This window comes from Aliiroseovarius crassostreae (genome assembly GCF_001307765.1).
Lineage (GTDB): Bacteria > Pseudomonadota > Alphaproteobacteria > Rhodobacterales > Rhodobacteraceae > Aliiroseovarius > Aliiroseovarius crassostreae.
In genome coordinates this window covers 543,161-567,449 of the sequence record NZ_LKBA01000019.1, presented here as the reverse complement: position 1 = coordinate 567,449, position 24,289 = coordinate 543,161, and the positions used below count along the sequence as shown (strand labels likewise).

General features: G+C 55.2%; 17 protein-coding genes and 5 pseudogenes. 9 read left to right on the top strand and 13 right to left on the bottom strand.

Features of this window, described 5'->3' with window-relative positions; genetic code table 11:
* The first annotated feature begins 1 nt into the window (after position 1).
* Positions 2-532 carry a chemotaxis protein CheD gene (locus tag AKJ29_RS15475; protein ID WP_074963850.1) on the top strand — a complete coding sequence of 177 codons (531 nt, stop codon included), beginning with the start codon at positions 2-4 and terminating at the stop codon, positions 530-532.
* Positions 533-843: 311 nt separating this feature from the next.
* Here AKJ29_RS15475 and AKJ29_RS15470 read toward each other — a convergent pair.
* The 5 genes and pseudogenes from AKJ29_RS15470 to AKJ29_RS15445 all read right to left on the bottom strand — a co-directional run.
* Positions 844-1,071 (bottom strand): annotated as a pseudogene (locus tag AKJ29_RS15470) (integrase core domain-containing protein); the annotation flags it as partial.
* Positions 1,072-1,104: 33 nt separating this feature from the next.
* Positions 1,105-2,365: pseudogene (locus AKJ29_RS15465) on the bottom strand (IS256 family transposase).
* A gap of 56 nt (positions 2,366-2,421) precedes the next feature.
* Positions 2,422-3,371, bottom strand: a pseudogene (locus tag AKJ29_RS18990) (IS3 family transposase); the annotation flags it as partial.
* A gap of 31 nt (positions 3,372-3,402) precedes the next feature.
* Positions 3,403-3,849 carry a transposase gene (locus AKJ29_RS15450; RefSeq protein ID WP_082392630.1) on the bottom strand — a complete coding sequence of 149 codons (447 nt, stop codon included), beginning with the start codon at positions 3,847-3,849 and terminating at the stop codon, positions 3,403-3,405.
* 27 nt (positions 3,850-3,876) lie between these two features.
* A pseudogene (locus tag AKJ29_RS15445) lies at positions 3,877-4,360 on the bottom strand (transposase).
* Between the two features lie 167 nt (positions 4,361-4,527).
* Between AKJ29_RS15445 and ligA the strand changes: the two are divergent.
* Both ligA and recG read left to right on the top strand, forming a co-directional pair.
* Positions 4,528-6,789 carry an NAD-dependent DNA ligase LigA gene (ligA, locus tag AKJ29_RS15440; protein ID WP_055192330.1) on the top strand — a complete coding sequence of 754 codons (2,262 nt, stop codon included), beginning with the start codon at positions 4,528-4,530 and terminating at the stop codon, positions 6,787-6,789.
* Position 6,790: 1 nt separating this feature from the next.
* On the top strand, positions 6,791-8,881 hold the full coding sequence (gene recG / locus AKJ29_RS15435) for an ATP-dependent DNA helicase RecG (RefSeq protein ID WP_055192328.1): 2,091 nt from the start codon (positions 6,791-6,793) through the stop codon (positions 8,879-8,881).
* A 453-nt stretch (positions 8,882-9,334) separates the two neighbouring features.
* Here the strand turns inward: recG and AKJ29_RS15430 are convergent, their stop codons facing one another.
* On the bottom strand, positions 9,335-10,648 hold the full coding sequence (locus tag AKJ29_RS15430; RefSeq protein WP_235477609.1) for a methyl-accepting chemotaxis protein: 1,314 nt from the start codon (positions 10,646-10,648) through the stop codon (positions 9,335-9,337).
* Positions 10,649-10,814: 166 nt separating this feature from the next.
* Positions 10,815-11,255 carry an iron-sulfur cluster assembly scaffold protein gene (locus AKJ29_RS15425; RefSeq protein ID WP_055192326.1) on the bottom strand — a complete coding sequence of 147 codons (441 nt, stop codon included), beginning with the start codon at positions 11,253-11,255 and terminating at the stop codon, positions 10,815-10,817.
* 99 nt (positions 11,256-11,354) lie between these two features.
* Here AKJ29_RS15425 and hisI point away from each other — a divergent pair, with 99 nt between their 5' ends.
* Positions 11,355-11,714, top strand: coding sequence for a phosphoribosyl-AMP cyclohydrolase (gene hisI / locus AKJ29_RS15420; protein ID WP_055192323.1), 360 nt, complete (start codon positions 11,355-11,357; stop codon positions 11,712-11,714).
* Positions 11,715-11,787: 73 nt separating this feature from the next.
* Here the strand turns inward: hisI and gluQRS are convergent, their stop codons facing one another.
* From gluQRS to gyrA, 4 genes are all read right to left on the bottom strand, one after another.
* Positions 11,788-12,654: a tRNA glutamyl-Q(34) synthetase GluQRS gene (gene gluQRS, locus AKJ29_RS15415; RefSeq protein ID WP_175502309.1), complete on the bottom strand. Its 867-nt coding sequence runs from the start codon at positions 12,652-12,654 to the stop codon at positions 11,788-11,790.
* A 13-nt stretch (positions 12,655-12,667) separates the two neighbouring features.
* Positions 12,668-14,014, bottom strand: coding sequence for a methylenetetrahydrofolate--tRNA-(uracil(54)-C(5))-methyltransferase (FADH(2)-oxidizing) TrmFO (gene trmFO / locus AKJ29_RS15410; protein ID WP_055192321.1), 1,347 nt, complete (start codon positions 14,012-14,014; stop codon positions 12,668-12,670).
* A gap of 118 nt (positions 14,015-14,132) precedes the next feature.
* Entirely contained in the window at positions 14,133-15,086 is a 954-nt protein-coding gene (locus tag AKJ29_RS15405; protein ID WP_055192319.1) for a porin family protein, read from the bottom strand.
* A gap of 294 nt (positions 15,087-15,380) precedes the next feature.
* On the bottom strand, positions 15,381-18,152 hold the full coding sequence (gene gyrA, locus AKJ29_RS15400; protein ID WP_082392638.1) for a DNA gyrase subunit A: 2,772 nt from the start codon (positions 18,150-18,152) through the stop codon (positions 15,381-15,383).
* A gap of 242 nt (positions 18,153-18,394) precedes the next feature.
* Here gyrA and ctaA point away from each other — a divergent pair, with 242 nt between their 5' ends.
* From ctaA to AKJ29_RS15385, 3 genes are all read left to right on the top strand, one after another.
* Positions 18,395-19,537, top strand: coding sequence for a heme A synthase (gene ctaA, locus AKJ29_RS15395; protein ID WP_055192315.1), 1,143 nt, complete (start codon positions 18,395-18,397; stop codon positions 19,535-19,537).
* A gap of 1 nt (position 19,538) precedes the next feature.
* The gene (locus AKJ29_RS15390) at positions 19,539-21,017 is read left to right on the top strand and encodes a carboxypeptidase M32 (protein ID WP_055192314.1); all 1,479 of its coding nucleotides are present in this window, start codon (positions 19,539-19,541) and stop codon (positions 21,015-21,017) included.
* Positions 21,018-21,236: 219 nt separating this feature from the next.
* Complete coding sequence (locus tag AKJ29_RS15385; protein WP_074963804.1) at positions 21,237-21,851, top strand: transglutaminase-like cysteine peptidase; 615 nt, start codon at positions 21,237-21,239, stop codon at positions 21,849-21,851.
* 16 nt (positions 21,852-21,867) lie between these two features.
* Here the strand turns inward: AKJ29_RS15385 and AKJ29_RS15380 are convergent, their stop codons facing one another.
* Positions 21,868-22,395 carry a hypothetical protein gene (locus AKJ29_RS15380; RefSeq protein ID WP_161805456.1) on the bottom strand — a complete coding sequence of 176 codons (528 nt, stop codon included), beginning with the start codon at positions 22,393-22,395 and terminating at the stop codon, positions 21,868-21,870.
* An 859-nt stretch (positions 22,396-23,254) separates the two neighbouring features.
* Between AKJ29_RS15380 and AKJ29_RS19480 the strand changes: the two genes are divergently transcribed.
* Entirely contained in the window at positions 23,255-23,452 is a 198-nt protein-coding gene (locus AKJ29_RS19480; RefSeq protein ID WP_409360039.1) for an imm11 family protein, read from the top strand.
* 89 nt (positions 23,453-23,541) lie between these two features.
* On the opposite strand, the gene AKJ29_RS15370 is transcribed toward AKJ29_RS19480, so the two are convergent.
* Positions 23,542-23,934 carry a transposase gene (locus AKJ29_RS15370; protein ID WP_055192306.1) on the bottom strand — a complete coding sequence of 131 codons (393 nt, stop codon included), beginning with the start codon at positions 23,932-23,934 and terminating at the stop codon, positions 23,542-23,544.
* Positions 23,935-23,982: 48 nt separating this feature from the next.
* Between AKJ29_RS15370 and AKJ29_RS15365 the strand changes: the two are divergent.
* A pseudogene (locus AKJ29_RS15365) lies at positions 23,983-24,162 on the top strand (IS3 family transposase); the annotation flags it as partial.
* Positions 24,163-24,289: the final 127 nt, after the last annotated feature.

Genomic DNA, 24,289 nt, shown 5'->3' with positions numbered 1-24,289 from the left:
AATGAAGCCGTTCTCACCGCCACACAATAAAGTTGTGCGAACCTACATATCGCAAGGTGATTTCGCTATAGAAAAGGGGCCTGAAGCGGTTATTTCAACGTTGTTGGGGTCATGTGTATCTGTCTGTCTGTGGGATAAAGCATTAGAAATTGGCGGCATGAATCATGTGCTTTTTTGTGATGATACTCAGAACGCAGAAGAGGTTTTGGGGCACGGTGTGAATGGAATGGAACTACTGATAAACGGTATGCTTCACATGGGCGCGCGCAGAAATAACATGAAGGCAAAAGTTTTTGGAGGCGCCCAAATGATAGCAGGGCTTTCAGATGCCGGCGTGAGAAATGGTGAATTTGTCATCGACTTTCTCAAAAAAGAGAATATCCCGTATTTTGGGGGGGACCTGGGAGGGAACAAAGCGCGTCGTCTTGAGTTTTGGCCAGGAACCGGCTTTGTCCGCCAAAAACTGGTCGCAAGGGATCTGCCGCTGATCAAACTTGGTATTGTAAAACGCAATGATGTTGAATTGTTCTGAAATACATAAGAAGCGATATTGGCTTTTGTCCCAATAACCGGATAGTTTCACTAAAGCGTTTCGGGATAAATTTGACACACATATTTATTCCGAACGTCCACAACATTGATATCTCTTGTAGCGTTTCGATTTTTCCCTGTCTCAGGTTAAAGTCGAAACGCTTTATTGACCCTATGCGGCCATTTTCCAAGTCATATTGTTGAACGCCTGTTGCGGCGTTTGGTGCCCGATCGCGGAGTGACGCCGACCTGCCACCCGAAACTTCCCTCGTTCTGATTGAGCAGCCCCACTTGAGTGGTCCATATTGCAAGTTAGTGCATGATCGGCCTTTGGTCCATCGGTACGATGGCCTCTGGCGCAGGTGGGCGGTAGCCCAATGCACTATGGGGTCGTTTGGTGTTGTAATGTTTCCCGCTGACCGGCAGGTGAATGCCAGCATTCACCGAGAGGTTCCAGCTTTCGATGATGATTTGTGCTTCTTGAAGCGAGTAGAAGATTTCGCCGTTTAACAGCTCGTCTCTCATCCGCCCGTTGAAGGAGACTGTCAGATATTTTGTGCTCTGACGCGTTTGTTACGTCATCGGGAAGCGTTCCTCGAACATGATCGCGAACTGGCTTTTCACTGCATGCCATTCACGCACGGAGCGCTTCCACTCCTGTGATGTAGCATTCAGGGCCAGATAGATCAATTTTGCGGCTGCCTCATCGCTTGGGAAGTGACCCCGGGTGCGGACGGCTCGACGGATTTTCGAGTTCAGCGCCTCGATTGCGTTGGTGGTGTAGATCAGCCTGCGCACCTCCGGCGGGTAATCCAAGAAGGGGATAACCTCGCTCCAGGCCCGCCGCCAGCTCGGCGCGATCGCCGGGTAACGGGCGGCCAGATCGCTTTCTTCGAACTCGGCCAGCGCGGTCTCGGCAGCTTGAGCGTCGATGGCAGTGTAGATCGCCTTCAGCGCTGTGGCGACCGCCTTGCGGTCCTTGTAGCTGGCAAAGCTCATGGAATGGCGAAGAAGATGGAGTGAGGCATTGGTCGCCATCGGTTCGAGACCGATGCCGAACGCAGGTCTGGACCTGGGTCTGCGGGAAGGCGGCCTCGATGGCCTGGGGGAAGCCCTTGAGCCCATCAACGACGGCGATAAGGATGTCCTGAACACCGCGATTGCGCAGATCGCTCAGAACCTTGGCCCAGAACTTGGCGCCTTCATTGGCCTGGAACCACAGCCCCAGAACGTCCCGCGTACCGTCCGGGAGGATCGCCAGGGCGACGAAGACCGCCTTGTTCATGACCACGCCATCGGTGCGGATCTTGACCCGGATCGCGTCCATGAACACGACCGGATAGCACGGTTCCAGCGGGCGGGTCTGCCAGGCAGTGACCTCGTCCATGACAGCGTCGGTGATCGCCGAGATCAGGCTGGGGGACGCCTCAACGCCGTAAATCTCCTCAATATGGCCCTGGATTTCCCGGGTCGTCATGCCGCGCGCATACATGCTGATGATCTTGGTGTCGAACTCGGAAAACCGCCGCTGATACTTGGCGATCAGCAGCGGATCGAAGCTGCCGTTGCGGTCGCGGGGAATGTCCAGAACAACCTTGCCACTGCCGGTCGTTACCGTCTTTTGGCTGCTGCCATTGCGCCGATTTGGCGGCTGGTTTGCCCCTTCAGACGGCGGATCAGACCGGTCTTCTGTCAGATGATCGTCCAATTCCGCACTCAGGGCACGTTCCGCCAGCGCTTTCGTCAATTCAGCCAGAACGCCATCTTTACCAAACAGATCACCGGGCGAACGCCCATCCATCAGCTGGTCCAAAAGGTCTTTGTCGATGCTCATACGTGGGTCTCCTCATTCTTGAGCTACCACGCCAGAGCACAAAATTCAGGATAGTCCCCGTTGAAGCTCTCACAGTATCCGTTCTCCCTGGGCGATCCGGGCTCAATGTAAGCAGTCTTGGCTCCGACGGCTTTGATCCAGTCCCTGACAGCCTCAGCGATGAACTCCGGGCCGTTGTCTGAACGAATGTAGGCAGGCACGCCGCGCAGAATGAACAGGTCCGTCAGAGCGTCGATGACCTCGGTCGAGTTCAACTTCCGCTTCACCCGGATAGCCAGGCATTCCCGACTGTGTTCGTCCAAGATGTTGAGCGTCCTAAAGGCGCGACCGTCCTCTGTCCGCTGATGCACGAAGTCGTACGACCAGACATGGTTGCGATACTCAGGACGCAGCCGGACACAGGATCCATCATTGAACCAGAGCCGCCCCTTCTTTGGTTGTTTCATTGGCACTTTAAGCCCCTCACGTCGCCACAGACGTTCCACACGTTTGTCATTCACCTGCCTGCCAGCATCTCTCAACAAGGCTGCGATCCGACGATAGCCATATCGACCGTACTGGCGCGTCAGCTCAATCATGTCCGCGACCAAGCGTTCTTCGTCAGCACGCCCATGCGGCAATCGACGTTGCGTGGATCGGTGTTGGCCAAGAACGCGGCAAACCCGTCGTTTTGAAACCTTCACCTTGCTACGTATATGATCGATGCAGGCACGTCGGCGCGAGGGTCTCAGAAGTTTCCCGATGCGGCCTCCCTCAAGATCAACTTATCCAGCGTAAGGTCAGAAACTGCACGCCGGAGGCGTTCATTCTCTTTTTGCAGTCGCTTCAGTTCCTTGAGTTGTTCTATGCCCATTCTGCCGTACTTCTTCTTCCAGCGATAATACGTTTGTTCAGTCACGCTGATCTGTCTGAGTGCATCTATCCGAGGCATGCCTTGCCCCATCAAAACTTCAACCTGCCGTAAATTCACGACAATCTCTTCGGGCTTCGGTCTCTTAATGGCCATCTCTGGTCCTCCGCTTTCCTAGGGCGTAGACTCATAAGAGCCAAATGACTGTTGCGGCGATGTGGGCTGCTACCAAGAAGGTTTGTTGGCATCGAAATGTTCGCAGGCTGAGTTGTCGCCAGTCCTTCAGTCGGTTGAACATGCGCTCGACGATGTTGCGGGTTTTGGAGAGATCGGTGTCATACTCGAACTGGATTTTTCGGTTCTTGCACGGTGGGATGCAGGCGGTTGCCTTGGCGTCGCTCAGCCAGTCGCGCAGGTGATTTGCGTCGTAACCTCGGTCTGCAATGACGGTGGTTCCCCTGGCAATATATGGCTCAAGGCATTGATTCGCATGGGTAATATCGGCTCTATGCCTGCGGTCAGATGCAGATGAACCGGCTAGCCACTGCCATCGCACACCAGATGCAGCTTTGAATTCAACCCGCCTTTTGTCTGGCCGATGCACCGCCCTTGGCCGTTGTTTTTTGGGCACCATTGGCGGTCTACGCCCTAGGCTCAGGCCTCATAACCAAAACATAACTGTTGCGGCGAGAGCGATGGCCGAGGGGAAGACTTTGGGGCATCTGTCATATCGGGTGGCGACCCGCGGCCAATCCTTCAGACGCGCGAACATGATCTCGATCACTGCCCGGCAGTGATCAGGCGTCCACGCCCCCCTTTTTGACGCCCAGACTGGACGCTGTACGATGGGCTTTCAGATAGGTCGCATCGATCATGACGGTCTTTTCTTCGCCGTGATCTGCCGCCAGGCCGACCATCATTTGGGCGAAGATACCTTTGTTGCTCCACCGCTTCCAACGGTTGTACAAAGTCTTGTGTGGCACGTACGCCTTCGGCGCGTCCCGCCAGCGCAAGCCATTGTAATTGATAAAAATAATCCCGCTCAAGACGCGCCTGTCGTCAACGCGAGGCTTGCCGTGGGATTTCGGAAAGAAGGGCTCCAGACGTGCCATCTGCGCATCGGTCAGCCAGAAGAGATCACACATGTTCACAGCTTGGTTTTTGCATCGTGAAACATGCCAAACGTCCGAAATCAATGGGGCCTGAGCCTAAGTTTTCTGGTCGAGCCCGTATGTGCCTGCCGGAAGAAGCTGGACCTTGGTTGTCGCTCCGTTTTAAGTGAGAGAAAATAAGATCAACACGGAGCTGAACCATGACACCAGACCTGTCCAAAATTTCTGTCCAGGATCTGGAACAAGATCAAGCAAAGCAGGAACTGAAACGACTTGCTGATCTGCTCAATCGTGCCAACATCAAATACCACACGGAAGATGCCCCAGAAATTTCTGATGCGGAGTATGATGCTGCCAAGACACGAAACCGCGCGATTGAAACCCGATTTCCCAGTTTGAAACGCACTGACAGTCCAAGTGAAAAGGTGGGGGCTCAGCCAGCCACCGGTTTTTCAAAGATCCGCCATGTGCAGCGTATGATGTCGTTGGGAAATGCCTTCACAGATGAGGATGTAACGGAGTTTGACGACAGAATCCGGTCGTTTCTTGGTCTGCAGAACCATGCGGATCTGAGCTACACGGCCGAACCCAAAATTGACGGTTTGTCGCTGTCGTTGCGCTATGAGAATGGGGAACTGATTTATGCCGCGACACGTGGCGATGGAGAAATTGGCGAAAACGTCACCGCCAATGCCAAGACCATTCCCGACATTCCGCATGCCTTGGTCGGTGCTCCGGATATCCTGGAGGTTCGCGGCGAGGTCTACATGTCACATGCAGATTTCGAAGCCCTGAATGCGCGGCAGAGCGCGCTTGGTGAAAAAGTGTTTGCCAACCCGCGCAATGCCGCTGCAGGTTCGTTGCGTCAGATTGATGAAACCGTTACCCGGTCACGACCGTTGCGTTTCTTTGCCTATGCCTGGGGAGAGTGTTCTTCGCCCTTGGCGCACACACAAAGTGACGCAATCCAACGCTTGTCAGAACTTGGATTTCAGACCAATCCGCTGACCAAGACCTGTAGCTCTGTTGCAGAACTGTTAAGCCATTATCAATTGATCGAAGCGCAACGGGCAACGCTTGCCTATGATATCGACGGGGTGGTCTACAAAGTGGACGACCTCGGATATCAGACCCGCCTGGGGTATCGGTCCACAACGCCGCGATGGGCAATTGCGCATAAGTTTCCCGCGGAAAAAGCATGGACGCGATTGGAAAATATCGACATTCAGGTTGGGCGAACTGGTGCGCTGAGCCCGGTCGCCCGACTGGCCCCGGTGACCGTGGGGGGCGTGGTGGTTTCCAATGCAACATTGCACAATGAAGACTACATTAAAGGTAAAGACAATAACGGGGCTGAAATCCGAGGCGGGAAGGACATTCGCATAGGGGACTGGGTTCAAGTGTATCGGGCGGGGGATGTGATCCCGAAAGTGTCTGATATTGACCTGAGCAAACGCCCCGAGGGAGCAACGCCCTACGTCTTTCCCGAAACCTGCCCGCAATGCGGTTCTCCTGCCGTCCGGGAAGAAGGAGATGCCGTGCGTCGCTGCACAGGGGGGATTATTTGCCCGGCGCAAGCTATTGAAAAGTTGAAACACTTTGTCTCTCGAGGTGCATTTGACATTGATGGTTTGGGGGCGAAGCAAATTGAAATGTTCTACGCGGATGATGCACTGCCAATCACGCGCCCGGACCAGATATTTACTTTACAAACCCGTGATGCGGGCAGTCTTTCGAAATTGAAAAACCGGGAGGGCTGGGGAGAGGTTTCGGCAAATAATCTCTTTGCCTCTATTGAGGCCAAACGCTCTATCCCACTGGCCAAATTGATCTTCGGACTGGGGATCCGTCATGTTGGCGAAGTCGCTGCGCGTGACCTGGCCATACACTTCCGCACCTGGCAGGCCCTTTCCGAAACGGTAGATATGGCCCGCCTGGCAGCACAGGCATATCGGGCGGCGGATCTGGCCGAAGAAGACGAAAGGCGTCAGGCCAGCCAACAAAATCGCCGAGCCAGAATCAAGGCAGCGCGCGACGCTGCCATCGCGGGCTGTAACGTCCCATCAGAATCTGTGACCGCCTGGAATGAGTTGACCGGCATTGATGGAATCGGCGCCACTGTCGGCCTGTCTTTGTCCGACGCGTTTGCCAACTCGGCAGAACGAGAGGTTTTCGAAGCGTTGGTTGGGCATTTGTCCATCTTGCCCCCCGAATTGCCCCAGTCTGAAAGCCCTGTCGCCGGGAAAACCGTGGTATTTACAGGCACATTAGAAAAAATGACCCGAGCCGAAGCCAAGTCCCGAGCCGAAGGATTGGGGGCAAAGGTCTCGGGTTCGGTATCCGGAAAAACCGATATTCTGGTCGCCGGTCCCGGTGCCGGGTCCAAGGCGCGAAAAGCCGCTGATTTGGGGGTCGAAATTCTGGATGAGGATGCGTGGCTGGCGTTGATTGAGGGGAAATGACATGACTGCACGCCCGGAAATCCTGTTTCCTCTGTTTTCTGAATTGGAAAGCCTGGGGGGAATCGGTGCAAAAACCGCAAAAGCTCTTGGCGTGTTGAAAATTGATGCCCCGCGCGACTTGTTGTTTTCGTTGCCTTACTCAGGTGTGGATCGCAAGTTTCGTGCCTCGGTTGCCGAGGTTGAGCCGGGAACAGTGGCCACAATTGAAATCGAGGTGGTGGCGCATCGTCCGGGGCGCAGCAGACAGGCCCCATATCGGGTTGAGGTCCGTGATGCCCTGACCAGTTTCACATTGGTTTTTTTCCATGCAAATGGGGATTGGCTGAACAAACAGCTGCCAGTTGGTGAGAAACGGGTGGTTTCCGGCAAAGTCGAGGCTTTTGACGGACAGTTGCAGATTGCACATCCTGATTTCATCGTGACACCAGCGGAAGTTGGTAAAATTCCCGATTTTGAACCAGTTTACAGGCTGACATCCGGGGTCACATCCAAACTTATGTTGCGGGCGGTTGGAGAAGTCTTGTCGCGTATGCCAGTCCTCAAGGAATGGATTGATCCGGGGTTGAAGGCAAAGGAGCATTGGCCTGACTGGCAAGATGCGTTGCGGCAAGCTCATGCCCCAAGCGGGCCGGATGATTTGTCCCCTCTGTCTGCCGCGCGGCGTCGTCTGGCTTATGACGAACTGTTTGCACATCAGTTAACGCTTGCGCTGGCCCGGTCCAAAGTGAGGCGGGGTGTGGGGCAGGTCAGCCTTTCAACGGGTACACTGCAAAACAGAGTTCTTGAACATCTTCCATATGAACCAACCAAGGCCCAAATTCGGGCGGTGAAGGAAATCGCAGAGGACATGGCATCCGGCAACCGGATGAATCGTCTGCTGCAGGGGGATGTCGGGGCAGGGAAAACTCTGGTGGCGGTTTTGGCGTTGCTGATTGCGGTCGAAGCCGGCGGTCAGGGTGTCATGATGGCCCCGACAGAAATTCTGGCACGCCAACATCTGCAGGGGATCCGTCCATTGGCGGAGCACGCAGGTGTGGTTGTTGAGATCCTGACCGGGCGCGACAAGGGGAGCGAACGGCGTGCAAAGCTTGACGCCTTGGCGCGTGGGGACATTCATATTCTGGTTGGCACGCACGCGGTGTTTCAGGAGGATGTCAAATTTTATGATCTGAGGCTTTCTGTTGTGGATGAGCAGCACCGGTTCGGCGTTGCGCAGCGTATGCAGCTTGGGGAAAAAGGAATTGCGGCTGACGTGTTGGTGATGACGGCAACGCCTATCCCCAGAAGCCTGGCATTGGCCCAATATGGCGATATGGATGTGTCAGTTCTGGATGAGAAACCGCCGGGTCGCAAACCGATCAAGACAGTGTTGGTTCCGTCCAGCCGTCTGGAAGAAGTGGTGGCCCGACTGCAATCCGCGATCGAGACCGGCACTCAGGCATACTGGGTCTGCCCTCTGGTGGATGAAAGCGAAGTCATGAACCTGACGGCAGCTGAAGAAAGGTTCAAACATCTGCGCGCGGCATTGGGGGAAGGCAATGTCGGCCTGGTGCATGGGCAAATGGCGGGGACCGAGAAAGATCAGGCCATGTCCCGGTTCCAACGCGGTGAGACGAAGGTGCTTGTGGCAACAACTGTGATCGAGGTGGGGGTCGATGTTCCCAATGCGACGATCATGGTGATTGAAGGGGCGGAGCATTTTGGCCTCGCCCAGTTGCACCAGTTACGAGGTCGGGTCGGGCGCGGCCAGGCTGCTTCGACCTGTCTGATGTTGTATCAGCCACCGTTGACCGCAGGAGGCGAAAAGCGTTTGGCGACGATGCGAGATACCGAGGACGGTTTTGTGATCGCTGAAGCGGACTTGGAAATGAGGGGGGCAGGGGATCTGATCGGGACAGCTCAATCCGGTCTTCCTCAGTTCTGGGTTGCCGATCTGGAGCATCAGTCTGGACTTATGGCGGTGGCGCAAAAAGATGCGCGGCTTTTGCTGGCAAATGACCCCGGTTTGGAAACTGAACGTGGCCATGCGGCGCGCGTTCTTCTGTGGTTGATGCGGCAAGATCAGGCAATTCGTTTGATTTCAGTGGGTTAGTGATTTATTCATGAAAAGTTCACAAATGTTCCCAAAAAGTTCTTTACATGAGGGGTGTGATGTGGGAACAAAATAGCAACAAAGGTTAATATCACATGATGAGAGCAGGAGGAGCAGCTATGATGAAACAGGTTATGGAAGTATTGTCCCGGTCATCCGCAACGATTTTGCAGGATCTGATGGGGTGTGTTTCTCTTGTCATCATCCTTTTTGCGTCTCTCCATCTGCCTGGACTGGTGTGATATTACCATTGTCTGCCTTGCGGATCCCCCGGTACAGCATCCTGTCCCAATTTGATGCTGAGACGGTTCACTGCCCGTCACCTGTCCCAAACCGGAGTGTTTGCCTCTATCCCACTCCACGACCGGAATGATCTGATCCGCATTCTACCGCCGCCTTCTGAAAAGAAGTGCGGCGGCTTTTTTATCGGGAGTACGCTTTTCGCAATTCCGATCAAACCCTGTAGCCCAAACGTAACCCGCCCCAATGTCTTCCATTTACGAAAATAGGGGCGGAGAGATCTTTCATCAGTACAAACTTACCTCCGCCCATATCCCGACGGTAGACTTGTAAAAGGAAGGGACCTTTTGATCGCCCGGCCTTCAACCCCACGCGATCATTGAAAATGATACGGTTTCGGCAATTGGCTGTGTTCCAGACTGGGTCGTCCCTCTGTGGCTGTGAAAACTTCTTATTATGAGTGGGCAGATACCCCTGATCGTCCACAGCGGCGCAGAACACAATGGCCGGGTCGCTGTTCAGAGTGTCTTCCAGGATTGCAGGCAATAGCCGGTCGGTCAGTTCGGTGAAAGGTGCCCGGACCTGCTGCGGATTGGTGCCGGGAATTTTGACATATCGTCGGGTAAACAGGTCTGTTTCGCTGATTAGGCCAGAGGCCACGGCGTGGCTCAGGAGGTCAGATACGCGGATGGCGTCTTTGCGCACACGTTCAATGTAGGGGCGATCCGCTGTTTCTCCGCCCAATGCCACCGTGGACTGCACGATGCCTTCAGATGCGTCGATCAGCGTGTTTGCCTTTTCGGTGACAAGATGCACATCCGCCGCCGTTTCGCGCACCGAGCTTTCAAGCAGCGCACAGGTTGGCAGAAAGGTATCGACCGCTTCGCGGACTTTTCCCGCTTCTACCATAATTGTTTCGGTCTGTGCGCTTGATGCCTGTGCAGCCTCGGCAATCTGCCCCATTGCCGTATCGGTTTTCTGGCTGTCTTCCAGCACTTTTTCTGCCGTTGCCTCGATCTGGTTGGTTTCTGTATTGAGCTTGTTGATCTGTTCGGAAAGGCCGATGACATTTTCCGAGATCAATGCCGCCGATTTGGCCGTTTTGCCGGACAGTTCGTTGATTGCTTCTGCGACCACTGCAAAGCCGCGGCCTTTGTCCCCGGCGCGGGCAGCTTCGATCTTTGCATTGATCGCAAGAATATTGACCTGAGCTGCGATGGTTGCAATTTGTTCATTTGCAGACAGAACAGAGGAAAGAGACGCCGCCATTTCACTCATCTGTGTTGAAAGGTTTTTCACCCATCCAGCGATATCTTTGGACTGCTCCGCACTTTGACGGATTTTGTCGGTTGACCCTTCCACGGTTGCCAAAGTCGACTGGGCGCTTTCCAGCAGGGTTTGCATCGTACTTCTGACGTGACGATTTGCGTTTGCAACCTCATGCGCCTGCGCAGACAGGACCGAGATCGAGTTCAGCTGGAGCGTGCTTTTCTCGTCTACATCAGAGAGAAATCCCGCAATGTCCACGATATCATGGGCAAGCCTTGATCCTTTTTCGGCAAGGAATGACAGGTCATCTTCGGATATTTGTTGTAAGGGAGGGGCTGAAGGATTTGCCGCGAAGTTCTGGTTTTCTAGCACGTTTCATCTCCGTTGGACAAAACAGTGCTAGCCAACGAATTTTGAAATCCGGTTAACTTTCGGCAGAATTTTCGATCGCCTGTAGCACTGCATCAAAAGCGAGAAGAATTGAGGCGTGGCGATTGCGGTAATCCCGCGCTGGGATCAGGACTTCGAAACCCTCAAAGGGCGGGGCGGGGACGGGGCCCTGATCGCGCAACATGGCGGCCAGCTGGTCACGACCGCGTTGAATCACCTCTATTTCCAACCCGATCACGACTTTTCCGAGGAGTGCTGCCGAGGTTTGTCCCAGGGCGCAGGCTTTGACATTCTGGGCGAAGTCAGCAACCTTTCCATTTTTCATGACCACCTGCGCAGACACGGTTGATCCGCAGAGCGGCGAGCGCACCTTGGCTTCGCCTTCCGGTGTGGTCAGCTGTCCGACATGAGGGATCTGCGATGCCAATGCGAGGATCTGTTTTGAATAGAGTTTGATCAGGTCGCTGTCGCTCATTTTTCTGCTTTCTGACGCAAATGCATTGAAACGTGTGGTGGTGTCGGGCCGTGCAGCCCCTTACATAAGAGGCTGAACAAAAAATGGAAAGGACGGGCCATGCAATTCGACGCGAAAGCTTTGAAATACGACGAACGCGGGTTGGTGCCGGCAATTGCTCAGGATGCGGTATCTGGTGACGTTCTGATGATGGCCTGGATGAACCAAGAAGCGGTTGAACGCACGCTGGAGAGCGGGAAGGTGACCTATTGGTCGCGATCGCGGCAATCCTTCTGGGTCAAGGGGGAAAGCTCAGGTCACGTGCAGGAGTTGGTGGATTTTCGTTTCGATTGCGACAAGGATTGTCTTCTGGTGATGGTCCGTCAAACAGGCCCGGCCTGTCACACCAATCGGCGTTCGTGTTTCTATACGGCGGTGCGTGAGGGACAACAGGTTGAGTTGATGGCACCGGAGGTGTGATTGCAACAACCGGCCGGGGGCGCTGCCCCCGGACCCCCGAGGTATTTTTGGCAAGAAAAAGGGGGGCGGGTTTTCAGAGCCCGACCATTTTGCGGATGTCCAACGGGGTTGCACCGTCTTCTCGGTATTTGGCGATGGCGCGCGCGTCATCTCGCTTGGCGAGCCGTTTGCCCGCCTCATCGCGGATCAGCCCGTGGTGGCAATAGGTTGGGGTGGGCAGGTTGAGCAGTTTTTGCAGCAGGACGTGTATCTGGGTGGCGGGTGCGATATCTTCGCCCCGGATCACGTGGGTAATGCCCTGGGCGGCGTCATCGAGCACCACGGCAAGGTGGTAGGACCCAAGAAAGTCCCGACGAGACAGGACGATGTCTCCTACATTTGTGATCATATCCTGAAGTGGAACCTGAGTATTTAAATCCCGAGCGGCGGTTTCGGTAAAATGCAGTCTGCTCTCGCCTGCCTGGGTGAGGAGGTCAACGGCGCGGCTTATGTCCAGGCGCAACGCCGTGCCTTCGGGCCTAACATCGGGCCGCGGCTTGCGGCGGCAGGTGCCCGGATAGATCAGCCCGTCCGGACCAAATGTGGGGGGCGCGCCCTCCTGAGGGGCGGAGCCGGCGGCAAGGATGTCTTTACGTGAGCAGGTGCAGGGATAAATCAGGCCGCGTTTCCACAAGGTGTCGAGCGCCGTTTGATAAGCGGGAAGGCGATCTGACTGGCGTATCGGCTCGGCATCCCAGGTGATCCCCAACCAGTTGAGATCTTCATAGATCTGTTCTTCCCAATGGGCCCGTGCCCGCGTGCTGTCGATATCTTCGATCCGAAGGAAGAAATTCCCATCATTTGCGCGGGCCACATCATGGGCAAGCAGGGCAGAATAGGCATGACCCAGATGTAGGGGGCCGGTTGGGCTGGGCGCAAAACGTATTATAAAATCAGTCACTTACGTCACGTTCTTACGAGAAGTTTGAAAGCCAGTCTGTCCATTTTTCTTTCGCCCGATCTGTATAGGCTTTGTAGCGATCCTTGCGGCCGCGCCGTCCGCTTTTCAGGCCGTCCACCGGGCGAAACAGGCCAAAATTGACGTTCATTGGCTGGAATGTTTTGGCCTCGGCCCCACCGGTAATATGGTGGATAAGCGCGCCCATTGCGGTATCCTGTGGAACGGTTGGAAGGTCCAATCCGAGGATTTCGGCAGCGGCCAGACGGCCGGCGAGCAACCCCATGGCCGCGCTTTCCACATAGCCTTCGACGCCGGTCACCTGTCCGGCAAACCTGAGGTTGGGGCGCGATTTCAGGCGCATCTGATTGTCGAGCAATGTGGGAGAATTCATGAATGTGTTGCGGTGGATGCCTCCCAAACGGGCGAAGCTGGCATTTTCAAGCCCCGGGATCATCTTGAAGACTTCGGTCTGCGCACCATATTTCATCTTGGTTTGAAAACCAACGATATTATAAAGCGTTCCCAAGGTGTTATCCCGGCGAAGCTGAACCACAGCATAGGCTTTCTCGTCGGGTTTGTGTGCATTGGTGAGGCCAATTGGTTTCATCGGACCAAAACGCAGCGTGTCGCGTCCGCGCTCTGCCATCACTTCAATCGGTAGGCATCCGTCGAAATAGGTGGCGGTTTCACCTTCGTGAAACTCGGTCTTGTCCGCGGCCAGAAGGGCGTCGATGAACGCCTCATACTGGTCTTTTGTCATCGGACAATTGAGATAGGCTTTCTGCTCTTCTTCCGTCTCGCCCTTGTCGTAGCGGGACTGCAGCCAGGCCACATTCATGTCTACGCTGTCAGCATAGACAATCGGTGCGATGGCATCGAAAAAGGCCAGCCGGTCGGTGCCGGTCTCATGGGCAATCGCTTCGCCAAGGGCAGGGGATGTGAGCGGGCCGGTGGCGAAAATCCAGTTTCCCTCAGTGGGGAGCGAGGTGATCTCACCATATTCCACGGAAATGTTGGGCAATGCGCGCAACTGGGCGGTTACATCGGCCGCAAAAGGATCACGGTCAACGGCCAGGGCGCCCCCGGCTGGCAGGCGGTGTTTGTCGGCCGTGGACATGATCAGCCCGCCGGCCTGGCGCATTTCCCAATGCAGAAGACCGACGGCGTTTTGTTCATCATCGTCGGAGCGGAACGAGTTGGAGCAAACCATTTCGGCAAAATCGCCCGTGCGATGGGCGAAGGTTTCCACCTTTGGGCGCATTTCGTGGATCACCACATCCACGCCCATTTGGGCTGCTTGCCAGGCGGCTTCGGACCCGGCCATGCCGCCACCCACGATATGAAGTGTTTTGTCAGTCATGTTGGGGATATAGAGGCGTGTTGGGGGGGGGGCAAGCCTTGCATCTTGTCCTGATGTAAAAACACCCGCCGAAGGATGCGGCGGGTGTCTGGAACTTTGTTTTTTCGTGCGAACCTGATCAGGTCGGGTTGAACAGAAGCAGGCCGCCAAAAGCCGGACCATTGGTCTGGCTGATACCACTTGCTCCGAAATCCACACCGGATACGCCAAGGGCGCTTTTGTTCAGCTCGATCACCTGATCGATCACGCGTTTGCGCGTACCACCGGTCTGAACGACAAGTTCAAAGCCGAAGCTGTCTTTTTTAGACAGGCCCTTGGCGTAATAGGCTTCCATGGCGACATGTTTGTTCAGGTCGAGAGTTGCGCCAAGATTAAAGAAACCGTTGTCAAACCAGTCTTCGTTGGTGGTTTGAACCGAGGCAGCCAGACCAATATTCGGACGAATCTGATAGGTGGCCGCAAGCGAGCTGAACCCGTCTTCAAACCCTTCCCCCCAAATGGTCATGGCAGCAACCCCAAAGGAACCGTTGTCGAAACGCCCACCAACGGACTGGAGGTTGAAATCCTCAACCGATGTGGCGGATCCAAAAATCGTTGTGCGGTCGTTGATATTGAAAAGGCCCGAGAAAATGTTCGCGTCGGTTTCGTTGATCGTGTTTTGCTGAAAGCTGATGCCGAAGCGATCATTCTGGTAATCCGCACCAAAACCTTTGGCGGTTTCTCCGGAAAATGTGCTGCCATGAACATAGAGAGCTGCCCCCTCTACAACTTCGAAGGCCAGTTTGCCGGTCAGGATGCTTTCTTTCTCCACACCGAAGAACATGAGCGAGCTGCCATCAATCGACGCCTCGATGCGACCGAAATCAAGATCCATTGCTCCTGTCAGAGAGGTCAGAGATGCTTCGTCGAAGATCGTGGTTTCAAATTTGAACTGGCCGTAGGTCAGCAGATCTGTCTCTTCAAGCACGACGTCTACGGTCGGCTCGGTTTCGGCATTCCCAAGACTGCTCGCATGAGCGGCCCCCAGTGTCCCAAGGATGGCAAGGGCGGTGATTGCGATTGTGTGTTTCATGTTATCCTCAATGTCTTTCCCGCTTCCTTTAGAGAAGATTGGTCATGTGGAGAACCATCCATATGGAAATGAAACATAAATCTTGCATCGCGTGTGAGAAACGCAACACAGATTCCCTGCGTTTCGCGCCAAACTTTTGCGGCAAGTCTTCGCGAAACGCTTTGGGCTAGAGAGGGCTGCGTGGAAAGGGGGGGAATAAGAAAACCGGCATCAGGTGAAAACCTGTGCCGGTCTTATTTTTTGGCGAAACGGCCCGCGCTTGGTGTGAAGGGCCGGGGCAACCCAGCCGGATTCTTACGACAGGTCGCCGGATTGTGCCTCATCGGGCTGAGATTCGTGGGGCGCAGGCGTATCCACCTGAACCTCCTCGTCGTCGCTTTCCACAACCCGTGCCACCGATACGACGCTTTCGCCCTTGCCGGTGTTGAACACTTTCACACCACCCGCAGCCCGCGAGCGGAAGGAAATCCCGTTGACCGGGCAGCGAATGGATTGGCCTTTCGAGGTTGCGAGCATGATCTGATCGCTGATCTCGACCGGGAAACAGGCAACGATATTGCCACCTTTCATCGCGCCAACACCCTGGCCACCACGGCCGCTGACGCGGTAATCATGGGATGAGGTCAGATTGCCAGTCCCGCCTTCAGTCAGCGTGACCAGAAGGTCATTGGCAGCCAGCATTTCCTGATACCGCTCTTCAGACAGGTCACCAGAAAGCTCTTCTCCGGCATCGCTTTCATCCGCCCCCAGTTCGGTCCGGAACCGTTTGATAAAGGCGTTGCGTTCGTCCGGGGTGGCGTCAAAGTGACGGATCACCGACATCGAGACCACTTCATCCCCTTCATTGACCAGCTTGATCCCCCGCACACCGGTTGAGCTGCGTGAATTGAAAACGCGCACATCCGTGACCGGGAACCGAATGGCGCGACTGGATGAGGTAACGAGCATAACGTCATCATTCTCATCACAAATTCGCGCGTTGATCAGGCGGGTGCCTTCGTCGTCGCCTTCAAACTTCATCGCAATTTTGCCATTTGCCTTCACATTGGTGAAGTCCGACAGGCGGTTGCGACGCACGGATCCTTTGGACGTGGCAAAGATCACCTGCAGGTCGTCCCATTCCTTTTCATCCCGATCCACCGGCATGATTGCGGCGATCGATACTCCGGTTGGGATCGGCAGGATGTTGACCAGCGGTTTGCCTTTCGCCGTGCGGCCGCCCTGCGGCAAACGCCAGGTCTTCAGCTTGTAGGCCATGCCATCATCGGTGAAAAACAGGAGCTGCGTATGGGTGTTGGCAACAAAGAGGTTGGTGATCACGTCCTCGTCTTTGGTCTGCATTCCCGACAGACCTTTGCCGCCCCGCTTTTGAGCTCGGAAGTCGGCAAGAGGGGTGCGTTTGGCCCAACCGGACGCGGTGATCGTGACCACCATGTCTTCGCGTTCAATCAGATCCTCGTCGTCCATATCGCCCGACCAGTCGACAATCTCGGTGCGGCGCGGCACGGCAAATTGATTGCGCACCTCGGTCAACTCACCAGAAATAATCGACATGATCCGTTCACGAGACCGCAGAATATCCAAATAATCCCGGATCTTTGCGGCAAGTTCCTGAAGTTCGTCCGTGACCTCTTTCACACCCATGGCCGTCAGGCGTTGCAGGCGCAGTTCCAGAATGGCGCGGGCCTGCGTTTCCGACAGGTTATAGGTGCCGTCCTCGTTCATCTTGTGGGTCGGATCGTCGATCAGCTGAATATATTCCGCGATGTCATGGGCGGGCCAGCGGCGGGTCATCAGTTTTTCGCGGGCATCTGCGGGATCCTGCGAGGCGCGGATGGTGGCAACCACCTCATCCACATTGGAAACTGCAACGGCCAGACCGCAGAGGATATGGCTGCGCTCGCGTGCTTTGCGCAGTTCAAACGCGGTGCGCCGGGTGACAACTTCCTCGCGGAAAGTGATGAAATGGCTCAAGAAATCGCGCAGGGTGAGCTGTTCCGGGCGACCGCCGTTCAGCGCGAGCATGTTGCACCCGAACGAGGTTTGCATCTGCGTGTAACGGAACAGCTGATTCAGCACCACTTCGGGGGTCGCGTCGCGTTTCAGCTCGACCACAACGCGCACACCAATCCGGTCGGATTCATCCTGGACCGAGGAAATGCCCTCAAGCCGCTTGTCGCGCACGCCTTCGGCAATTTTCTCAATCAGCGTCGCCTTGTTCACCTGATAGGGAATCTCATCCAGAACAATGGCGTAGCGATCTTTCCTGATCTCCTCGATACGCGATTTTGCCCGGACAATCACGCTCCCGCGCCCTTCGGTATAGGCTTTGCGGGCGCCGGAACGGCCCAGCATGATGCCACCGGTCGGGAAATCCGGTCCGGGGATATATTCCATCAACCCTTCGGAAGAAAGATCAGGGTTCTCGATCAGCGCCAGGGTGCCGTCGATTACCTCGCCCAGGTTATGTGGGGGGATATTGGTGGCCATACCGACCGCAATCCCGCCAGCACCATTGACCAGCATGTTTGGAAAACGTGCAGGTAAAACAGTGGGTTCCAGGTCTTTTCCGTCGTAGTTATCGGTGAAATCCACCGTATCTTTTTCGATATCCGCCAGCAGTGAAGCCGAGGGCTTGTCCATCCGCACTTCGGTATAGCGCATTGCCGCCGGGTTATCGCCGTCCATCGACCCGAAGTTGCCCTGACCATCCAGAAGCGGCAGAGACATGGAGAACGGCTGTGCCATCCGCACCAAGGCGTCATAGATCGCTGAATCCCCATGCGGGTGGTATTTCCCCATCGTGTCGCCAACCGGGCGGGCCGACTTGCGATAAGGCTTGTCATGGCTGTTGCCGGTTTCATGCATTGCATAAAGAATGCGCCGATGAACCGGCTTCAACCCATCGCGCAGATCCGGGATCGCCCGACTGACAATGACCGACATCGCATAGTCGAGATAGGAGGTCTTCATCTCCTCTTCGATTGAGATCTGCGGCCCGTCATAGATGGGGCGTTCAGGGGGAATTTCGCCTGTGTTTTCAGGATTTTCGGGAGTATCGCTCACGTTGTCCGCCGTTCTGGTGCGTTTCACACAATATCTTGATCGTCCCTCTATATCATCGGCGAGGTGCGGGGGGCAACCAAAAGCCCGGCTGTTGGCGGTGAAATGGGTGGAATTTCGAACAGGGCCAGATGACAGGGCCAGAGAACGCCGCCGTGCTTTCGCTCTTCACTTTCCGGTTTACATAAAGGAGTATCGCGCAAACTCGCGACCGGCCCCAATCGCCAGATCAAGGAGAACTCAACATGCCCAAGCCCCGCAGCATATTCGAAGACGTGAGCGAACAGGGCGCCAAGCCCGAAGCCCGCACCGGCGGCATTGATCGTGGCGGTGCTTCGGGCGGAAACCGTCGTCTGGTTCGGATCTGGTTGGCGATGCTGTTTGTCCTGGTGGCGGCAATGGTTGTGGTCGGCGGGCTGACCCGACTGACGGATTCGGGGCTTTCGATCACCGAATGGGCGCCGATCACCGGCGCCTTCCCTCCGATGTCCGAGGCCGCATGGAGTGCGGAGTTCGAGAAATACCAGAAGATCCCGGAGTTCAAGCTGCAAAACAGCCATATGGATCTGGCCGCATTCAAAGAGATCTACTGGTGGGAATGGGGGCACCGTCAGCTGGGCCGTTTTATTGGTCTGGTCTGGGCTGTTGGTTTTCTGCTTTTGCTGGTTACGAAATCCATTCCCGCCGGCTGGGTGCCTCGTTTTCTTGGGCTTGGTGCCCTTGGCGGGCTGCAGGGGGCAATCGGCTGGTGGATGGTGTCCTCGGGGCTGACTGGGGAACGGGTGGATGTGGCGGCTTACCGTCTGGCGATCCATCTCGGGCTTGCCTTTCTGATCCTTGGGCTGATTTCATGGTATCTTCTTTCCCTTGGGCGCGATGCCGCCAAGCTGATGACGGCGCGTCGTGCGCGTGAGGGGAAGCTCTGGGGTCTGTCCACCGGGCTGTTACATCTTGCGTTCCTGCAAATCCTGCTGGGCGCTCTGGTGGCGGGTATTGATGCTGGCCGCAGCTTTGTGGACTGGCCCTGGATGGCAGGACAGATTTTTCCGCCTGATGCGTTTGAAATCTCACCGATCTGGCGAAATTTCTTTGAAAATGCCGGGTTGGTTCAGTTCATGCACCGGATGGTGGGCTATCTGGTGGTGGTGTTTGTCCTGATCGTCTGGCGCGCATCGCGCCGGTCCCCCCATGCGGATACACGACTGGCGTTTTCTCTGGTCGCTGTCATGGTGCTGGCACAGGCCGTTCTTGGCATTACCACCGTGTTGCAGGCAGCCCAGCTTCATGTGGCGATCACCCATCAGATTGGTGCCATCCTGTCCTTTGTTCTGATCCTGAATGCCCGGTTCATGTCCGGCTATCCCAACGAGCAATCCGTAAGAGGTTGATATGAAAAACTACAATGATTTGATGAGCTTTCAGCGCGATACCAATGCGCTGGGTGAGGTCGCAGGACGCCAGGGCTGGGATCAGGAAACGATGATGCCCGATGGTGCTGGCAATCAGCGGGCTGAGGAAATGGCCGTGCTTGAGAAGATCCTGCATCAACGCCGAACGGATCCGCGGATTGGCGAATGGTTGGCGGCCATTGATGAAGATGCATTGAATGAAACTCAGCGCGCGAACCTGCGCCATATCCGCCGGGATTTTACCCGCAGATCCCGCGTGCCCGAGGCGCTCGCAACCGAAATTGCCCGCGTGACGTCCGGGGCTCAACGGCATTGGGCAGACGCTCGGGCTTCAAATGATTTCAAAGCTTTCCGTCCTGTTCTTGAACAAGTTGTCAAGCTGGAGAGAGAGCGCGCTGCGGCTCTTGCGGATGGAGGAGATCTCTATGACGCGCTTCTGGAGGGCTATGAACCGGGCACGTCAGGGACAGAGATCCAGGCCCTGTTTGATGCCATGCGTCCGCGCCTCGTGGCGTTGCGCGATGCCGCCCTTGGCGCCGATCGGCAGCCCGAAGCCCTCATCGGCACTTACGCGGCCAAGAAGCAAATGAAGCTGGCGCGCAAACTGGCCAAAAAGTTCGGATATGATTTCCATCACGGTCGGTTGGACAAGGCCGTGCATCCGTTTTCGTCCGGCTCGGGGCAGGATGTTCGCATTACCACCCGCACGGCAGAAGAAGATCCGTTCAACTGTTTCTATTCGACCATACACGAGGTGGGCCACGCCTGTTATGAACTGGGCATCGACAAAACCCATCTCCTCACGCCTCTGGGCGCGGGCGTGTCAATGGGGGTGCATGAAAGCCAGTCGAGGATTTACGAAAATCAGATCGGCCGGTCGCGTGCGTTTACGGGCTACCTGTTTGGGCAGATGGAAAAGGCATTTGGTAAGGCCCCTGCGTCATCCGCTGAGGCGTTTTACGGAACCGTTAACCGGATCAACAAGGGCTTTATCCGCACCGAGGCGGACGAGGTTCAGTATAACCTGCATGTGATGTTGCGCTTTGATCTTGAGCGCCGGTTGATCACCGGGCATCTCGATGTTGCCGATCTGGAAGATGCCTGGAATGCGCGCTTTGCAACGGACTTCGGATACGAGGTCGACAAAGCTTCGAACGGAGTGTTGCAGGACGTGCATTGGGCCGTCGGGTTGTTTGGCTATTTTCCAACTTACGCATTGGGCAATATTTACGCGGGATGTCTTTATCAGGCCCTGTGTGCGGATCTGCCCGATCTGGAGGCTCAGCTTGCACAAGGTCATGCCACCTATGCGACAGGTTGGTTGAGGGAAAAGCTTCAGAAATACGGTGGCCTTCGTGAACCGGTTGCGACCATCACACATGCAACCGGGTCTTCGATTACCGTTGAGCCGTTGTTAAGGTATCTGGAAAGCAAGTTTTCTGAGATCTACCAGCTGTGAGCCATTCCGATTGCATGTTTAAATCGGCAACAATCCGCGCCCAAGAAAAGGCATTGTAGCCAGGTACGCATAAATGCAGCTATCTGGCCGCATACAGGCCCATTTTTGGACAAATTTACACTCTACCTTAACTCCTGACAGGGGAACTTGTCATGAAATGAACCCTTTGACGCCAAGCCATTTAAGTATGAGGTGCAAGGCAAGGAGCGGGATAGAGACATGAAGCAGTATGTAATGCCGGGGGGCAGATTGCGCGTGGCAAGCGCTGTTAAATCCATGATTTTCGTGGCCGTTGGTGCGGTTATGCTCAGCGGGGCTGAGGTCGCAACCGCAGCTGGTGGCTATTTTGTCCCGAACAAGGGGCAGGTTGCGGCACCTCCAGGCGCCAGAACTCTGTGTCAAACATATCAATGGGCCTGTTCAACCGGCTCGGTGGATCGTGCCATAAGTCCTGATGAGATGAAGGTGGTCAGACAGATCAATTCACATGTCAATCGGACCATCCGCCCAGTGGATGATCAAAAGCAATATGGTGTTGCGGAACGCTGGACCATGCCTTCCCGGCTTGGTGGTGACTGCGAGGATTATGCACTTGCCAAAAAACACGCGCTGATCGGGCAGGGGATTTCGCCGCAACGCCTTTTGATCGCAACGGTTCTTGACCGAAAACGCAATTCTCATGCGGTTCTTGTGTATCGTTCGGCCAAAGGGGATCTGATCCTGGACAATGTGACGAATAAGATTCGAAGCTGGCAGGATACCCGCTATGTGTTTTTGCGGATGCAGGATCCGAACAATCCTGCTCGCTGGGTCAATGTCTTCGCTGGTGGTTAAAACCTCTCAATTGTTTTCACACCCAGAAATACGGTGCAGACAGAAAACGGGCGTAGCATTTGCTACGCCCGTTTTGTTTGACTGATTTAGCAGTTCGATGCGCCTTGGTTTCCACCGCTCGTGCAGCCACCGTTCCCGTTGGAGTTGCCTGAGTTTCCGTTTGTGGAATCCGAGTTGCCATTGCCGCCGCCATTGCCGCCGCCATTGCCGCCGCCATTGCCGCCGCCATCACCGCCGCCGTCACCGCCGCCGTCACCGCCGCCGTCACCGCCGCCGTCACCGCCGCCATCACCGCCGCCATCACCGCCGCCATCACCGCCGCCGTCACCGCCGCCATCACCGCCGCCATCACCGCCGCCGTCACCGCCGCCGTCACCGCCGCCGTCACCGCCGCCATCACCGCCGCCGTCACCGCCGCCATCACCGCCGCCATCACCGCCGCCATCACCGCCGCCATCACCGCCGCCGTCACCGCCGCCGTCACCGCCGCCGTCACCGCCGCCGTCACCGCCGCCATCACCACCAGGCTTTTGGTTCGGTTCATCATCGTAGTCAGGCAATGCGGACGAAATCGACGCCGTTGGCAATGCGTTCAACGCATTCGCAAAAGCGGGACATTGCGCGCTTGTTTGTTCCAGAATGGTGAGAAAGTCGTCACTTCTCTGAATGTGCCGCAGCAGCTTTGTCGTCACACTTGTGCAGCCGCACAAGATATCAGCATCAAGGGATGCCCTATGCGTTTTAAACGTACATTCAGTTGCAAAGCTGCTTTGTGCCGATCCAATAAGCATGATGCCTGCAGCGAGCATGCTTAGCGTGGATGTTTTGTTTCTAAACATTCTACCCCCCGTAAAAAGAAAGTTATTTCAAAAAAACTTCGGAGCTCGGAAGCTGACCGGAGATGGAAGTGCCGTGGAAAAATCGGCTCCCAATTACAGACAAAATTCTGTCATACTTATGACAAATTTACGTCTACCTATCCGGTTAGTTTGGGGTATCTTTAGATTATTGTAATTTAATCTAAAGTTTTATGTAGCCTTGGAATTTCATGAGAATTTGAGGACCGGCATCGGCTTGTAACGGGCCTGAGGGAATACGGGAATTAGGGCAAAATGGCCTTATTTCCGCGAGGGCCTGCAATCTGAAACCACATTTGGCCAAGATTTTGCAGCCGCCAATAACTTAAACTACTATACCTAAACTCTACGACCAGGACGCTTCTTATGCCCTATCACTTGAAAACTCAGCGCAACCAGCCCGGCGACGTTCAATGGTGGGATGTCTGGCCAGATGAAAAGATTACAAGGGAGTATGGTAGACTTGGAAAGCCGCATGGATCTGTCCCCAAAATCCAAGGTCCAATCCCCTACAAGATGATTTAAGGGCACCTGCAAAAGGGAGGTGTGTTGACCGATCTGGTGAGTGGTCGCTGGAGTCGTGACCTTATCGTCAGTTACCGTGTAAAAGACATGATAGAAGCCAAGGATCGGGTCCAGCACCATTTCATACCGGTTGATCTGACACTTAAGGATGGCAGCCTTGTCACTGGTCAATATTATATTTTTGTGGCGGGGGATCTGACCGACTCAGTTGTTCCATAAACGTCAAATATAACCCCAGAAATCACAGAAGGGCAGTGTCTGACTTCAGCGCTTATGGGGCCAATAGGATTATTTGCTAGGGCGTAGACTCATAAGAGCCAAATGACTGTTGCGGCGATGTGGGCTGCTGCCAAGAGGGTTTGTTGGCATCGAAATGTTCGCAGGCTGAGTTGTCGCCAGTCCTTCAGTCGGTTGAACATGCGCTCGACGATGTTGCGGGTTTTGGAGAGGTCTGCGTCATATTCGAATTGTATTTTGCGGTTCTTGCGCGGTGGGATGCAGGCGGTTGCCTTGGCGTCGCTCAGCCAGTCGCGCAGGTGATTTGCGTCGTAACGCCGCGCCACTTGCGCAACCGCCCCCCTGACGTCCGTGTCTGCGCGCAGATCGAAACCTTCTCTTCGTCCGACCAAAACCGCTTCTTCCCGCCCTTCTTCGCCCCCATAACCCGCCTCATAATGTCCACTATCGATGGTGGACACCATCAACACACTCTATCCCACGTCAGAGCAGGGACACCGGATGCATACGGATGTCTGGCGATCCGCGTCGATAGAAAGCTGAACTCGCGCAACGTGATCAATGCCCCGAGCGACCTGCTCATCCTACGTGGTATCCCATCGTTCATTCGTTCGGAAAATGGTCCGGAGTTCGTGGCTCAGGCCGTGCAGGGCTGGATCAAAGCTGTCGGCGCAAAAACAACATATATCGAATTAAAGCGTTTCGGTTTTAACCTGATACAGGGGGAAACCGAAACGCGGTAAGAGATCTCAATGTCGTGGGCATTTGGGAATAAGCATGTGTCTCAAGTTAATCCCGAAACGCTTTAATGCAACAGTC

Coding starts and splice junctions, on each gene's coding strand:
- ligA (WP_055192330.1), top strand. CDS start 4,528: ATGACACCAGACCTGTCCAAAATTTCTGTCCAGGATCTGGAACAAGAT.
- AKJ29_RS15425 (WP_055192326.1), bottom strand. CDS start 11,255: ATGAGCGACAGCGACCTGATCAAACTCTATTCAAAACAGATCCTCGCA.
- recG (WP_055192328.1), top strand. CDS start 6,791: ATGACTGCACGCCCGGAAATCCTGTTTCCTCTGTTTTCTGAATTGGAA.
- AKJ29_RS15385 (WP_074963804.1), top strand. CDS start 21,237: ATGAAGCAGTATGTAATGCCGGGGGGCAGATTGCGCGTGGCAAGCGCT.
- AKJ29_RS15390 (WP_055192314.1), top strand. CDS start 19,539: ATGAAAAACTACAATGATTTGATGAGCTTTCAGCGCGATACCAATGCG.
- hisI (WP_055192323.1), top strand. CDS start 11,355: ATGCAATTCGACGCGAAAGCTTTGAAATACGACGAACGCGGGTTGGTG.
- AKJ29_RS15450 (WP_082392630.1), bottom strand. CDS start 3,849: ATGGTGCCCAAAAAACAACGGCCAAGGGCGGTGCATCGGCCAGACAAA.
- ctaA (WP_055192315.1), top strand. CDS start 18,395: ATGCCCAAGCCCCGCAGCATATTCGAAGACGTGAGCGAACAGGGCGCC.
- AKJ29_RS15380 (WP_161805456.1), bottom strand. CDS start 22,395: ATGAACCGAACCAAAAGCCTGGTGGTGATGGCGGCGGTGACGGCGGCG.
- AKJ29_RS15475 (WP_074963850.1), top strand. CDS start 2: ATGAAGCCGTTCTCACCGCCACACAATAAAGTTGTGCGAACCTACATA.
- AKJ29_RS15405 (WP_055192319.1), bottom strand. CDS start 15,086: ATGAAACACACAATCGCAATCACCGCCCTTGCCATCCTTGGGACACTG.
- AKJ29_RS15370 (WP_055192306.1), bottom strand. CDS start 23,934: ATGGTGTCCACCATCGATAGTGGACATTATGAGGCGGGTTATGGGGGC.
- trmFO (WP_055192321.1), bottom strand. CDS start 14,014: ATGACTGACAAAACACTTCATATCGTGGGTGGCGGCATGGCCGGGTCC.